This window comes from Pseudomonas qingdaonensis, assembly GCF_018398475.1.
GTDB classification, from domain to species: Bacteria; Pseudomonadota; Gammaproteobacteria; order Pseudomonadales; family Pseudomonadaceae; genus Aquipseudomonas; species Aquipseudomonas palmensis.
The window spans coordinates 140,854-153,790 of sequence record NZ_CP074676.1 but is presented as its reverse complement, the minus strand read 5'-3'; the positions used below and the strand labels follow the sequence as shown (position 1 = coordinate 153,790).

Here is a 12,937-nt window from a genome sequence, read left to right as displayed (position 1 = left end):
ATCGGCGTTGCCAACCTTGTTCGCTCGGCGTCAGGCCTTCAGAAGCTCGCGCGGATGCCCGCGTACAAGGTCCGACCTGGGCCCGGCTCGTAGTAACGGGCGCCTGTGTCGTTGATGCGCAGGTTGTCGTAGTAACGCCGGTCAGTCAGGTTATCCACACCCACGTACGGTTCCAGCTCCTGGCCCTGAAGCTTGAGTACCGTGCCCACGCGCAGGTTGAACAAGGCATTGCCCGCCACCCGCGCCTCATTGGCGTTGTCCGCATACTGCGGGCCATAGGCGTTCATGTTGACCCGTGCATAGAACGCATCCGACTCGTAGCCCACCTCGGTGAACAAGGTCTGCCGGGGAATGCCCGGCAGACGGTTGTCGTCATAGCCCTCGAAACGGGTGTAGTGGTAGTCGTTGTAGCTGTAGGCCATCGACAGGCGCCAGTTATCCACAGGCCGGTATTCGCCACTCAACTCGAAGCCGTCACGCCGCGATTTGCCGGCGTTGCTGTAGGTGTTGCCGCGGTCGGTGCTCTGCGCCACCAGTTCGTCCTTGAGCAGGATGCTGTACACCACCGCCTCCAGGCGCAGTTCGTCCCACTCGCCCTTCACACCCAGCTCGCGGGTCAGCGCCCGCGCCGGTTGCAGCCCGGTGTTGAAGCCGCCTGCGGTCGGGTTGCTCAGTTCGTTGAGGGTGGGGGTCTCGAACGAGGTGGCCACCCGTGCATACGCCATGGTGTGCTCGGTAAGGCGGTAGCTCAGGCCGGCACTGTAGTTGAAGTCTTCGAAACGCTGCGCATCGGAGGCGTCGCCGTCGCTCGGGAAGCGGTCGTCGACCGACTGGCGCGTGGCGTCATAGCGTCCGCCCAGGGTCAGTTGCAGACGCTCGGTGAGGTCGATGCTGTCCTGCACGTACAGCCCATAGCCACCGGCCTTTTCGCGTTGGCGCAGGGTGAGGTTGCCGGTGTGACCACCGACTTCGTTGTTGTGCCGCTCGCGGTCGTCGCGCTGCTGCTCGATGTCGATGCCGGTGGTGAGCTGATGACCCAGGCCGAACCAGTTGGCCAGGTGCGTGTACTGCCCGCCGACACCGGCAAACAGGCGTTCGTAGGTGGTCTGCCCGCCCGCGCGCAGCGGCAGGCGGTTGCCGAAGTCACGCCGGCCCAGCCAGGTACGCAGCTGGTAGCTGTCGGTGTCGCTCAGCTGGCTGGTCCAGTTGACCGCCAGGCGTTGCTGGTTCATCTGTTCGTCGGAGTCGAACAGCAGGCTCTGCGGGCGCGCCTGGCTGCGCTTGTCGCGCACCTGCGCGAGGGTCAGGGCGCCAGGGTCTTCGGAGCGGTTGTCGAGGGCCTGGAAGGTTACCCCCAGCACGCCGGCATCGGCCTGCCAGCGCAGCTTGCCGGTGAGGTTGCGCGCTTCGGAGGCGGCGTGATCGCGGTAGCCGTCCATGTTGGTGACGTTGAGCGCCAGCAACCCGCCAAGGTTGCCGGAGGTGCCACTGGTTTCGGCACGCACGCGGCGATAGCCGTCGGCACCGCCACCCACGTCCACGAGGGTGCGCGGCTCCAGCGAGGGCTCGCGGGTGGTGATCGCCAGTACGCCGCCGGCACCGTTGCCGTACAGGGTGGAGGCCGAGCCGCGGATCACTTCGATGTTTTCCACCAGGCTCAGGTCGACACCGTCCATCTCGGTCTGGCCATCGGGCATGGTCAACGGCACGCCGTCGACCAGTACGCGAATGCCGCGCATGCCGAAGCTGGAGCGGGCACCAAAGCCGCGAATCGACAGGCGCATGCCCTGGGCCATGTTGTAGCGGCTTTGCGGCACCGCGCCGGGCACCGCCATCAGCAGGCTGTCGAGGGTCAGCATCTGTTCGCCGGGCTTGTCGGCGACGCTCACCGAGCTGACGGCGGCCGGGGTCTGCAACCATTCGGAGGTCACGCGGGTGGAGGTGACTTCCAGCGGCGCCAGGTCGACACTGTCGGCGCTCGCGGAGCCCGCGCCAAGCAACAGGAAGGTGAGGACGGTGGGCCGCCTTGGCAACATGGTGACTCCTTGAAGGTGGCCGCCGGCTACACACTGTGCCGACGTTTTTGGGGGTTCGTTATAACGCAGATGCCGGGTCGGCAAAACTGTCCAATAGTACCGCCAGCTCCGACCATAGCTGCGGGTCGTCGCTGCAGGCGACGTTGAAGCGCATGCACTGCAACAGGCCGGGCTCGGGGCCGAACAGGCTGCCCGGCCCCAGCAGCACATCCCGCGCCAGGCCTGCACGGGCCAGGGCCTGGGCGTCGCAACCGGGGGGCAGCCGCACCCAGATGAACAGGCCGCCGGCATACCCCAGCAGCGGCTCGCAGCCCAGCGCCCGCAGGCGCTGCCCGACGCGCCCGGCCGCCTCCTGCAGGCGCAGTTGCAGGCGCTTGCGGTGCTTGTCGTAACTGCCATCGGTGAGCAGCTGGTCGACCACCTGCTCCAGCAGTTCGGAGGTGATGCCGCCGCTCATCAGCTTCATGTGGGTGAGGCTGGCGGCCAGTTGCGGCGCGGCCACCACATAGCTGACCCGGGCGTTGGCGCTGAGGGTCTTGGAGAACCCGGACAGGTACGTCACCTGCTCCAGGCCCGCCAGCGCCGCCAGGCGGGCCGGCGCCTGCGGGTGCAGGTCGGCGTAGAGGTCATCCTCGATGACATGGCAGTCGTACTGGCGCGCCAGCTGCAACAGCGCGAACGCCTGGCCCGCAGTGAACGAGTGCCCGGTGGGGTTGTGCAGCACGCTGGTGGTCAGGTACAGCCTGGGCCGGTGCTGCGCCAGCAGCTGTTCGAAACGCGCCAGGTCGAGACCCTCGGCGGTGCGCTGCACGGTGACGATGCGCGCGCCGTGCAGGGCCAGGTTGGCGTGGAAGTTGAAATAGCACGGGCTGTCGAGCACCACGCAATCGCCCGGGCGCAGCATCACCCGCAGCAGCATGTCCAGCGCCTGCACGGTGTTGCTGGTGGTGACGATCTGCTCCAGCGGCGCGGCGATGCCCTGGCCGAGCAGGCGCGTCTGCAGGGTCTGGCGCAGCGCCAGGTAACCGGCCGGCGTACCGTAGCCGCCAATGCGCAGGCGCGTGGAGCGGGCCACGGCGCGCAATGCCTGGCGCAGGTTGCCGGGCTCCAGCCAGTCGGGCGGCAGGTGCCCGCTGCCGGGGCGCAGGCTGTTGTCATCGGCCAGCAGCGAGCGGCGCAGCACGCTGGCCAGGTCCTGCGGCAGCCAGTCGGTGTCGCCCCCCGGCACCCTCGGCGCGTGACGGCTGGCGACAAAGTGCCCGCGGCCCTGGCTGGAGGTGATCAGGTTGCGGGCACGCAGGCGGTCCAGCGCTTCGATCACGGTGAACTTGCTCACGCCCAGTTGCGCGGTCAGTTCGCGCACCGGCGGCAGGCGACTGCCCGCCGGCAGCTCGCCGGCCTCGATGGCACGCGCCCAGGCTTCGGCGATCTGCTGGACCTTGGGTGTTCCGGGGCAGAACTCGATGACGGGCAGCATGCAGGTCTCCACAGGTTTACCGGTAATCCTACCAGTAAAGTCGGGCGCGATTGCCCGCTGCTTGGCCTGCCCGCAGCGTGGCCTGCACTCTAGACTGCGGCCTTTGCACTGTGAGCACTGCCCCATGAACCTCGGCCTGACGCCCTCCTCTTTCGGTTACTTCGTGGTGTTCTGCGCCAGCATGACCTTCAGCCCCGGGCCGATGACCCTGCTGTTGCTCAGCCTGGGCCTCAAGGCCGGCCTGCGCCAGTCGCTGCCGGCGCAACTGGGCGCCAGCGTGGCCTACCTGCTGTCGATTCTGGTGTTTGCACTGGGCTTTTCGGCGCTGATCCAGGGCTACCCGCTGGTGCGCCAGCTGATCCAGGCCCTGGGGGTCGCGTATGTGCTGTACCTGGCCTGGCGGCAGTGGACCAGTACCGGGCTGGCGCTGGGCGATAGCGGCGGGCCGGCGCTGGAGGGTTTCCGGGCGCTGTTCGCCAGGGGCCTGCTGACCGGGCTGTCGAATCCCAAGAGCATCCTGATGTTCAGCGCGGTGTTCCCGCAGTTTGCCAGCCACACCCGCGACATCGCCGTGCTCGGCCTGACCTTCCTGCTGCTGCAGTTTGCCAGCGGCTGCCTGTACTGCTATTTCGGCCAGCGCATCCGTCATGTGCTGCAGCAGCCGGCGCGTCGGCGCCTGCTGCAACGGGCCACGGCGGTGTTGCTGACAGGCGTGGCGTTGATGCTGATGCGCGGTTTCGACGGAGCATGACGTTTTTCAATCGGCCCCATGGCGTTTTCAACCTTGCCGAGTGGGCATCCGTGCACGATTCTTAGGGGATAGGCATCGCCGCTTATCCACCGCCGAGGCTGCACATGAAAACCGTGAAAGAGCTGCTCAATACCAAAGAAGAAAAACACCATGCGGTACACACCATCAGGTCGCACCAGACGGTGCTCGAGGCGCTGATGGTGATGGGCGAGAAGAACGTCGGCGCCTTGCCGGTGGTCGATGACGGCCAGGTGGTCGGGATCATCAGCGAGCGTGACTACGCCCGCAAGATGGTGCTCAAGGGGCGTTCGTCGGTGGGCACGCCGGTACGCGACATCATGAGCGCACCGGTGGTCACGGTAGACCCGCACCAGAGCGTGGAGGTGTGCATGAACCTGATGACCAACAGCCATCTGCGCCATCTGCCGGTGGTGGAGAACGGCCAGCTGATCGGTCTGCTGTCGATTGGCGACCTGGTCAAGGCGGCGATTGCCGAACAGGCCAACCTGATCCTGCAACTGGAGCAGTACATCCGCGGCGAATGAACCTCAGCGGTATTCGCCCTCCAGCTCGTCGAGCTGGTGGTCGAAGCTGCGCAGGCGCGCCGACCAAGTGTACACCAGCACTTCGAGGTCGCGGTTGAGCACGGCGCTGCCGCGCCCGGCACTCTGCTGCGAGTCGCACAGGTCGAGCTGGTAGCGTTCGCGGGCCATGGCCGTGGCCACGCTGGAAAGTTCGCGGGCGTTGTTCAGCCAGTAGCGGTGGCGCCCGCGGGTCTGCTGGTCGAGCTGCTGGCACTGGCGCTTGAGGGCTTCGAGGCTCTGTTCGAGCGGGGTGCCTTCAAGCTCGCCCATCACTTCCTGAAAAGTGCGCCCCGGCTGCCAGTAGCTGCCCCAGAAGTAGCGGTCGAATACGGTTTCGACCCGGCGCAGGGCAACCTTGGTGTTCCAGATGGCCACCAGGGTGCGGCCCTGCTCTAGCTGGCGCTTGCGCACCTTGAGCTGCTGCCAGCTGCTCCAGGCCAGGGCCGTGAGGGCCAGCGCCGCAATCACGGCGGCGGCCGCGTACATGAAGTGCATGGCCTCCACCAGCTGGTAGAGCTGGCGAACGCCGTAGAAGTAGCCGGTGCTCAGCAGGCCCAGGGCGGTCACGGCCGCCCAGAAGCCGGGTGCGTAGGGATCTTTCATTGGCGCCATCCCCTTATTGTTTTTCTGAGCATAGCAACGCCAACTGCAGGTACAGGTGCCGCTCAGCGCTTATTTGCGGGGATTGCGCAGCGCCTCGTTGAGCTGGTCGAACTGAACGGCCCAGTCGGCATCCTCCAGAATCGCCTCCTTGAGGAATTCGCGCTGTGCCGGCGTCCAGAACGGCGCATCCACCAGCTTGATGTCGCCCTTGAGCGGCGAGTGGCTGGTGATGAACTGGTCGATGCCTTTGGGATCATCGGGCAGGCCAAGCTGCTTGAACAGGGCGCTAAAGCTGTGGGTAGGTGCTTCCATGGGTCACTCCTTCTGGGCGTCAGGCCGGGTTGAATGGGGTAGACAGCGCACAGGTCGTTCGAGGTCAGTCGGGTTGGCGTTTAATTTCACCGCCGGTCCCGACCGCTGGAGTTTAGTCGCTGCAGTTGCGGTACATGCAGACGTTCCGATGCCAAGGGCGTTGCTCAAGGGGTGGGTGGGGGCCGCTTTGCGGCCCAATCGCGGGTCAAGCCCGCTCCCACAAGGATCACCGCTGCCTATGTGGGAGCGGGCCAGAATGGCCCTGCAAGATAGCGGTTGCTACCAGCCGCCGCCCAGCGCCAGGAACAAGCCGATCTGCCCCATCGCGACCTGGGTATTGGCCGCCGCCAGCTGCGCACGCATGTCGGTGTAGGTGCGCGTGGCCTGCAGGTCGGCCAGGAACGATTCACGCCCGGCCTTGAAGAACCGGTGGGTCTGGTCGGCCGCCAGTTGCGCCGAGCGCTCGGCCTCGGCCAGCGCGTCGCGCCGGTCAAGCAGCGCGCTGTACTGCGCCAGGCTGGTCTGGGTCTCGCGGATGGCGTTGAGCACCACCCCGTCGAAATGCGCCAGCGCCGCCTGGGTCGAGGCCTCGGCCTGGCGAATGCGTGCCCGCGAACCATTGGTGGGCACGGTCCAGGTCAGCAGCGGACCAAAGCCCCAGCGGTTGGTCGCCGGCTTGCCCAGGTTCTCGAGGATGCCGATGGTGCCCACCTGCGCGCCGATGCTGATGTCCGGGTACAGTTGCCCGGTGGCCACACCGATGCCGGCAGTGGCCGCCGCCAGGCTGCGTTCGGCCTGGCGGATGTCGGGGCGGCGCTTGAGCAGCGCGGCGCCATCGCCCACCGGCACACGTTGCGCGATGTGCGGCAGCTCGGCGCAGTGCGCGGTACCCGCCGGCAGTTGCTCGACCGGCTTGTCCAGCAGCATCGACAAGGTGTACAGGCCCGCCTCGCGCATGGCCTGGTAACGCGGCAGTTCGGCGCGCAGCGACTTGAACTGGGTCTCGGTGCGCGTCACCTGGGTTTCGTCACCGCGCCCGGCATCGCGCAGGCGCTGGGTGAGGGTCACGCTCTGCTCCTGCAGGTCCAGCGAGGCCCGTGCGATGTGGTATTCCTCGTTGGCCGCGCACACCTGGGTGTAGGCCCGCACCACATCCGCCACCAGGGTGATGCGGGCGGTGTCGGCGGCAGCCTGGGTGGCGTCGGCGTGGGCCTGAGCGGCCTCGACGCCGCGCTTGAGCGTGCCCCACAGGTCGAACTGGTACGAGGCGCTGAGGATCGCCTCGCCGATGTTGGCCACCGGCACCTTGTCGGGTTGCAGAAAGGCTTCGCCGGACTCCTGCAGGCGCTGCGCACCCAGCTTGACCCCGCCATTGAACCCGCCCTGGGCCTCGGCCTCCTCGACCTGTGCCCGCGCCCGCGCGATGTTCGCCGCGGCCACGCGCAGTTCGGTGTTGGCGGCCAGCGCCTGGTTGACCAGCGCGTCGAGACGCGGGTCCTGGTAGAGGTGCCACCAGTTGGCGGGCACCGGCGCCGAGACCACGCTGTCGGCGTCGCTGCGCAGCGCGCCCTGCAGGTCGCCGCGATTGACCGCCGCCTCCTTGGGCACGCTGTAGTCGGGCCCGACCATCTGGCAGGCCGACAGCAGCAACCCTGCGCCCAGCAGCGCAAAGCGTTTCATCGGGCGGCATCCTCGATGATCGACACCGTGGCAGTACGCCCGGCGATCATGAGAAAGTTTTCCGGCACCTCGTCGAATGCGATGCGCACCGGTATGCGCTGCGCCAGGCGCACCCAGCTGAAGGCCGGGTTGACGTTGGGCAGCAGGTTGGCGCCACTGCTGCGGTCACGGTCCTCGATGCCTGCGGCGATGCTCTGCACGCGACCGCGCAGGCGCGCGTCGTCGCCCATCACGCGGATATCCACGGCCTGGCCGATATGGATGCCGCCCAGCTTGGTCTCTTCGAAATAGCCATCGACGTGGTAGGAGTTGCTGTCGACCACCGACAGCACCGGGCGCCCGGCGCTGACGAACTCGTGGGCGCGCGGGGCGCGGTCGTTGAGGTAGCCGTCGACCGGGCTGCGTACCACCGAGCGGTCGAGGTTCAGCTGCGCCGCGTCCACCGCCACCTGCGCCTCGGCCAGGGCCGATTGCGCGCGGGCCTGGCGCGACTGGCTTTCTTCGAGCTGCTCCTGCGCCACCAGGTTGCCCAGGCCACGGTTGCGGCGCGCCTCGCGCTGCGCCTGGGCCAGGGTTTCACGGCGCTCGGCCAGGGTCGCCTGGGCCTGGCGCAGAGCCAGGTGAAAGCGGTCCTGGTCGATGCTGAACAGCACGTCGCCGCGCTTGACCACCTGGTTGTCGCGTACCGACACCTGCTGGATCAGCCCGGACACATCGGGGGCGATCTGGATCACGTCGGCGCGGATGTGGCCGTCGCGGGTCCAGGGGGCGAACATGTAGTACAGCACCATCTGCCACACCAGCACGGTTGCCAGCGATACCACCAGCAGGGTCAGGACCACGCGGCCCAGGGTCAGTAAGGGTTTTTTCATGGCAGCATCAGGCTTCGGCAAAAGTGGTCGACCGTGCCCAGCAGCACGGCGTAGAGAGCAACGTTGAACAGCGCCCGGTGCCAGACCAGGCGGTAGAAGTGCAGGCGCGTGAGTACCGCGTGCACCCCCAGGAACAGCACATAGGTGAACACCATCATCACCAGCAGCGTGGGCAGAAATACCCCGCTGATATCCAGTTCACCGATCACAGGGGGGCTCCATCGATGCCGTAGGGCAGTTGCGGTTGATCGTCGGACGGTTCCAGCACCACCTCCACCCCCGGCAGCAGCGCCAGGCGCAGGCCGCTCAGGGCATGCAGCAGGTGCACGCGGGTTTCCCCGCAGTCGGCCATGGCCTCAAGGTTCAGGGCATGCCGCGCACGCTCCATGCTGCGCAGCAGGTCGGCCGGCGCATGCAGGCGGCGGCGGGCCTTGAGGCACGCCTGAAAGTGCGCACCCACCTCAGCGATCACCTGCGCCAGCGCCGCCTGTGCCGGCGGCGTGGCCCGTGGCATGTAGGCCAGCAGGTCGAGCAGGTTGAGCCCCACGCGCAGGTCGCGCAGCGCGCTGTTGGTGTCCTGGCCGGTCTGGGTCAGGCGCGGCAGGTGCTGCATCAGGCGGTCGAGCATCTGCACGCCGAGGCGCCGGTGTTCGGCCAGGCTGGCCGGGCGGGTCATGCCGACGATGTCGTGCCAGCTGAAGCGGGTCAGGCGCTTGGCCGCCAGCTCCACGCCGAACGGGCGCACCACCAGGGTCCAGATGAAGGCGAACAGCAACCCCACCGGGCCGGCCAGGTTGGCGTTGGCAAAGGTCAGGAAGTCCGCGTCGTAGGCGCCCTGGATGCTGATGAACGAGGCGGTGTTGACGATGGTGAGCAAGGTGCCCAGGTAGAAGCGCGGCTGCACGGTGAGGGTGCCGACGCAGATGAACGGCACGGCGAACGCCAGTACCAGCATCGGGAAGTCATGCAGGTTGGGCAGCACCAGGAACAGGTAGAGGCTGGCGAACACCACCGACAGGGTGGTCCAGAAGAAGAACCGGTAGATCTGCGGCGCGGGATCGTCCATGGCCGCGAAGAAACTGCACGCCACCGCCGCGAGGATCACGGCGCTGGCGCCGTCGGGCCAGCCGAGCAGTATCCACAGCGCGGTGGCGGCGAGGATCGCGGTGAAGGTGGAGAACACCGAGTAGAGCATCAGCCCACGGTCGAAGAACGGCGTCAGGCGGCCCAGGCGCCAGTGCCGGTACACCGCGCGCCAGGGCGACAGGTCTTCGTCGCGGATGGCGTGCTGCAGGCTGCAGCAGTCCTGCCACAGGTCGATCCATTCGCCCAGCCGGTAGAGGGCATTGGACAGCAGCAGGCCGGGGCGCTCGTCGAGGGCGGCGACACTCGGTTGCAGGCGTTCGAGCTGCTCGCGCAGCGCCGTCCAGCGCGCCACCGAGGCGTCTTCGGCGCTGGCCTGCAACCAGCTGCGGGCCTGCTCCAGCAAGCCTTGCACTTGCGCCGCCTGGGCCGGGGCGCGGCCTTCGAGGGCCAGCAGCGCGTCGTCGAGGGCGTCGATCACCGGGAACAGGTGGATCATGCGCCCGCGCAGCTCGCGGGCATTCTTGACCGTCTGCGGCCGCGCGCCCTCGTGGGACAGCTGGCCGATCATCATCTCCAGCGAGTTGAAGGTGGTGACCATCGAGGCGCGCAGCCCGCCCACGGTTTCGGGCGTGGCCTGGCGGGCAAGAAAGGTGTCGCAGTAGCGGATCGCCTCGGCGAACCAGTTGCCGGTGGCGCCGACCACCACCGGGGTGAGCCGGCGCGGCCAGAAGATCGCCCCGACCACCGCCGCGCAGACGATGCCCAGGCAGATTTCCTGGGCCCGCGAGGAGGCGATGTCGAACACCGCCAGCGGGTTGTCCACCACCGGCAGGGCGATCATCGGCAGGGTGTAGCCGGCCAGCATCAGCGCGTAGCTGTTGGCGGTGCGCAGGTGCAGCGAGAGAAACAGCAGGGTGCCGGTCCACAGGGCGATGGCGCAGGTGAGCAGCACCGGGGTCTGTACCAGCAGCGGTACCAGGAACACCGCCCCCGCCGCGCCCAGCAGTGTACCCAGGGCGCGGTACAGGGCCTTGGAACTGGTGGGCCCGACGAACGGGCTGGAGACGATGTAGACCGTGGCCATCGCCCAGTAGGGGCGCGGCAGTTGCATGAGCAGGGCGATGTACAGGGCGATCATCGACGCGGCGAAGGTGCGCACGCCGTAGAACCAGTCCCGCGCCGGCGGCATGGAGCTGAAGAAGTCCTTCATGAAGGCACGCCCGGCGAGCGCTGCACGGCGTCTTCGAAGGCGCGCACCACACGCAGCGCCGCTTCGAGGTCGGCGGGCGGGATGTCGTGCAGCACCTGGCGGCGCAGGCGCACCAGCTCGGCCTCGATCGCCTCGGCCAGCTCGCGCCCGCGCGGGGTCAGGCTCAGGGCCTTGGCGCGGCGGTCACCGGGGGCTTCGCTGCGGCATACGAAACCGGCGCTGCACAGCTGGTCGAGCAGGCGCACCAGCGACGGGCTTTCAAGCCCTGCGGCCTGGGCCACCGCCACCTGGTGCACGCCATCGCCCAGGCGCACGATCATCAGCAGTGGTACCGCGCAGGCTTCGGAGATGCCGTAGCCGACCAGCGTGGCCTGGCAGATGCGCCGCCAGTGACGGCTGGCCGCGACCATGCCGCTGCTGATGTTCAGTTGCAGTGCATCAAGATTCATGGGCAAGGTGTCGAGATTCATAGTTTGCTAACTATCAATGTTCTTCGATCAACGCCCCGGGCGTCAATAGCGGCAATGCGGCATCCGTCGGCCGAGGTCAGCGCCGGTACTGGTCTTCGTGTTTCAGGGTCAGCGCCCGCGGGCTGCCCAGGCTGATCGCCCGGTCGCGCCAGAACAGGTAGCGCATGGGGTTGCCGGCCACGCTGAAATGCATGGCCAGTTCCTCGGCCGCCGGCATCACCCCCGCTGCGGCCGCCAGCTCCAGCCAGTACACGGCGAGCCTGGCATCGGCCCGCACCTGCTGGCCATGCAGGAGGCGGTAGCCGATCTCGAACCGGCAGCGCCCATCGCCGCGCTGGGCGCCCTGCATGAACCAGTCGTAGGCGCGCTGCGGATCGACCTGCCAGGTTTGCAGGTGGGTATCGCAGATCTCTTCTTCGTAGAGGTCGCCCAGCGCCGCGGCGGCTTCGTCCAGGCCGCGCTCGAAGGCCTGCCGGTAGCACTCGGCGGCGCTGGCGTAGGTGATGGTCACGCCCTTGCCGAAATAGTGCTGCTGGCCCAGGTTGTACCAGGCCACCGCACTGCCTTGCAGCGCCGCCATGCGCAGCAGGCGCCCGGCCAGGGCCGGTTCGGCACGCCAGTACTTGCCGTTGAGCCATACCCAGCCGAGGTCGTTGAGCGCCACCACGCTGCCATCCAGGGCCTGCTGGCGCAGGTCGGCATACACCGCCTGCAGGTCGACGGCTTCGTCCAGGCGGTTGACCAGGCAGAAGCCCCTGCCGAGCACCGCACGCTGGGCCGGCATGCCGATGCCGGCCGTGTGGCGCTGGGTCTGCCCGCCCGGATCGGGGGCGATCGCCCTGGGCAACAGCCGCGCGAGCAGTGGGTAGATGGTGCTGGCAGCAGACAACGGTTCATCCCTGACTGACCGGTGGGTGGCCCATGCCACCCTGTGAAGCAAGCCTAGACAAGGACACGCACTTTTGTCGCCCCGATGCGCTCAGCGCTGCATGCCCCAGCGCCGTACTGTGACGCGCTCGAGGGTATTGAACACCAGGCTCTCGACCAGCAGGCCGATGAGGATCACCACGGCCAGGCCGGCGAACACCTTGTCGGTGTACAGCTCGTTGCGGTTCTGGAAGATGTACCAGCCCAGCCCACCCTTGCCGCTGGTGGCACCGAACACGAGTTCGGCGGCGATCAGGGTACGCCAGGCGAACGCCCAGCCGATCTTGAGCCCCGACAGGATCGACGGCAGCGCCGCCGGAATCAGGATGTGCACCACCAGACGCAAGCCGCGCAGCCCGTAGTTGCGCCCGGCCATGCGCAAGGTTTCGGACACACCCATGAAGCCGGCATAGGTGTTGAGCGCCAGCGCCCACAGCACCGAGTGCACCAGCACGAAGATCAGGCTGTTGTCGCCCAGGCCGAACCACAGCAGCGCCAGCGGCAGCAGGGCAATGGCCGGCAGCGGGTTGAACATCGAGGTCAGGCTGCTGAGCAGGTCGCGGCCGAACTGGGTCGACACGGCGAGGCTGGTGAGCCCGAAGGCCAGCACGATGCCCAGCAGGTAGCCCTTGAGCAGCACCACCAGCGACACCCCGACCTTGGCCGGCAGTTCGCCGCTGAGCAGGCCGTCGTACAGCGCCGCGGCGGTTTGCAGGAAGCTGGGCAGCAACAGGTCGTTGCCCTGATAGCGCGCCACGGCTTCCCAGGCCAGCGCCAGCAGGATCAGGATCAGGCTCTTGCGCAGCCAGCCCTGTTGCCACAGGCGCTGGCCCAGGGGCAGCTCGCGTTCCAGCGGTACGCTGAGCAGGGGTTCAAGGGTGACTTCATACTCCTGACGCGGAGCCGGTGCAGAGGTGGTCATCGGTGGG

13 protein-coding genes are annotated in these 12,937 nt (G+C 67.7%); 2 read left to right on the top strand and 11 right to left on the bottom strand.

Features of this window, described 5'->3' with window-relative positions; all coding sequences use genetic code 11:
* Positions 1 to 38: 38 nt before the first annotated feature.
* A complete protein-coding gene (locus KH389_RS00725) occupies positions 39 to 2,036 on the bottom strand; it encodes a TonB-dependent receptor family protein (protein ID WP_244988674.1) in 1,998 nt (665 codons plus the stop codon).
* 58 nt (positions 2,037 to 2,094) lie between these two features.
* Complete coding sequence (locus KH389_RS00720; RefSeq protein ID WP_213606681.1) at positions 2,095 to 3,513, bottom strand: aminotransferase-like domain-containing protein; 1,419 nt, start codon at positions 3,511 to 3,513, stop codon at positions 2,095 to 2,097.
* Between the two features lie 124 nt (positions 3,514 to 3,637).
* Here KH389_RS00720 and KH389_RS00715 point away from each other — a divergent pair, with 124 nt between their 5' ends.
* Together KH389_RS00715 and KH389_RS00710 are read left to right on the top strand one after the other, a co-directional pair.
* Positions 3,638 to 4,264: a LysE family translocator gene (locus KH389_RS00715; protein WP_213606680.1), complete on the top strand. Its 627-nt coding sequence runs from the start codon at positions 3,638 to 3,640 to the stop codon at positions 4,262 to 4,264.
* 104 nt (positions 4,265 to 4,368) lie between these two features.
* Positions 4,369 to 4,809, top strand: coding sequence for a CBS domain-containing protein (locus KH389_RS00710; protein ID WP_043861317.1), 441 nt, complete (start codon positions 4,369 to 4,371; stop codon positions 4,807 to 4,809).
* 3 nt (positions 4,810 to 4,812) lie between these two features.
* Here the strand turns inward: KH389_RS00710 and KH389_RS00705 are convergent, their stop codons facing one another.
* The 9 genes from KH389_RS00705 to KH389_RS00665 form a co-directional block, all read right to left on the bottom strand.
* Entirely contained in the window at positions 4,813 to 5,451 is a 639-nt protein-coding gene (locus tag KH389_RS00705) for a hypothetical protein (RefSeq protein ID WP_054915884.1), read from the bottom strand.
* Positions 5,452 to 5,520: 69 nt separating this feature from the next.
* Positions 5,521 to 5,763: a DUF2789 domain-containing protein gene (locus KH389_RS00700; protein ID WP_043861319.1), complete on the bottom strand. Its 243-nt coding sequence runs from the start codon at positions 5,761 to 5,763 to the stop codon at positions 5,521 to 5,523.
* A gap of 279 nt (positions 5,764 to 6,042) precedes the next feature.
* Complete coding sequence (locus tag KH389_RS00695; protein WP_213606679.1) at positions 6,043 to 7,443, bottom strand: efflux transporter outer membrane subunit; 1,401 nt, start codon at positions 7,441 to 7,443, stop codon at positions 6,043 to 6,045.
* Positions 7,440 to 8,315: an efflux RND transporter periplasmic adaptor subunit gene (locus KH389_RS00690; protein WP_213606678.1), complete on the bottom strand. Its 876-nt coding sequence runs from the start codon at positions 8,313 to 8,315 to the stop codon at positions 7,440 to 7,442. The genes KH389_RS00695 and KH389_RS00690 overlap by 4 nt, the downstream gene beginning before the upstream one ends.
* Positions 8,312 to 8,524: a DUF1656 domain-containing protein gene (locus KH389_RS00685; RefSeq protein ID WP_043861322.1), complete on the bottom strand. Its 213-nt coding sequence runs from the start codon at positions 8,522 to 8,524 to the stop codon at positions 8,312 to 8,314. Before KH389_RS00685 ends, KH389_RS00690 begins: the two co-directional genes overlap by 4 nt.
* Positions 8,521 to 10,611 (bottom strand): FUSC family protein, encoded by a 2,091-nt coding sequence (locus tag KH389_RS00680; protein WP_100632978.1) that lies wholly within the window; start codon positions 10,609 to 10,611, stop codon positions 8,521 to 8,523. The genes KH389_RS00685 and KH389_RS00680 overlap by 4 nt, the downstream gene beginning before the upstream one ends.
* Complete coding sequence (locus tag KH389_RS00675) at positions 10,608 to 11,060, bottom strand: MarR family winged helix-turn-helix transcriptional regulator (protein WP_100632991.1); 453 nt, start codon at positions 11,058 to 11,060, stop codon at positions 10,608 to 10,610. Before KH389_RS00675 ends, KH389_RS00680 begins: the two co-directional genes overlap by 4 nt.
* Before the next feature lie 97 nt (positions 11,061 to 11,157).
* Positions 11,158 to 11,970, bottom strand: a complete 813-nt coding sequence (locus KH389_RS00670; protein ID WP_100632979.1) for a tetratricopeptide repeat protein — start codon at positions 11,968 to 11,970, stop codon at positions 11,158 to 11,160.
* 90 nt (positions 11,971 to 12,060) lie between these two features.
* Positions 12,061 to 12,930, bottom strand: coding sequence for an ABC transporter permease (locus KH389_RS00665; protein WP_088513903.1), 870 nt, complete (start codon positions 12,928 to 12,930; stop codon positions 12,061 to 12,063).
* Between the last annotated feature and the right edge of the window lie 7 nt (positions 12,931 to 12,937).

Coding starts and splice junctions, on each gene's coding strand:
- KH389_RS00715 (WP_213606680.1), top strand. CDS start 3,638: ATGAACCTCGGCCTGACGCCCTCCTCTTTCGGTTACTTCGTGGTGTTC.
- KH389_RS00720 (WP_213606681.1), bottom strand. CDS start 3,513: ATGCTGCCCGTCATCGAGTTCTGCCCCGGAACACCCAAGGTCCAGCAG.
- KH389_RS00665 (WP_088513903.1), bottom strand. CDS start 12,930: ATGACCACCTCTGCACCGGCTCCGCGTCAGGAGTATGAAGTCACCCTT.
- KH389_RS00675 (WP_100632991.1), bottom strand. CDS start 11,060: ATGAATCTTGATGCACTGCAACTGAACATCAGCAGCGGCATGGTCGCG.
- KH389_RS00695 (WP_213606679.1), bottom strand. CDS start 7,443: ATGAAACGCTTTGCGCTGCTGGGCGCAGGGTTGCTGCTGTCGGCCTGC.
- KH389_RS00705 (WP_054915884.1), bottom strand. CDS start 5,451: ATGAAAGATCCCTACGCACCCGGCTTCTGGGCGGCCGTGACCGCCCTG.
- KH389_RS00680 (WP_100632978.1), bottom strand. CDS start 10,611: ATGAAGGACTTCTTCAGCTCCATGCCGCCGGCGCGGGACTGGTTCTAC.
- KH389_RS00725 (WP_244988674.1), bottom strand. CDS start 2,036: ATGTTGCCAAGGCGGCCCACCGTCCTCACCTTCCTGTTGCTTGGCGCG.
- KH389_RS00710 (WP_043861317.1), top strand. CDS start 4,369: ATGAAAACCGTGAAAGAGCTGCTCAATACCAAAGAAGAAAAACACCAT.
- KH389_RS00700 (WP_043861319.1), bottom strand. CDS start 5,763: ATGGAAGCACCTACCCACAGCTTTAGCGCCCTGTTCAAGCAGCTTGGC.
- KH389_RS00690 (WP_213606678.1), bottom strand. CDS start 8,315: ATGAAAAAACCCTTACTGACCCTGGGCCGCGTGGTCCTGACCCTGCTG.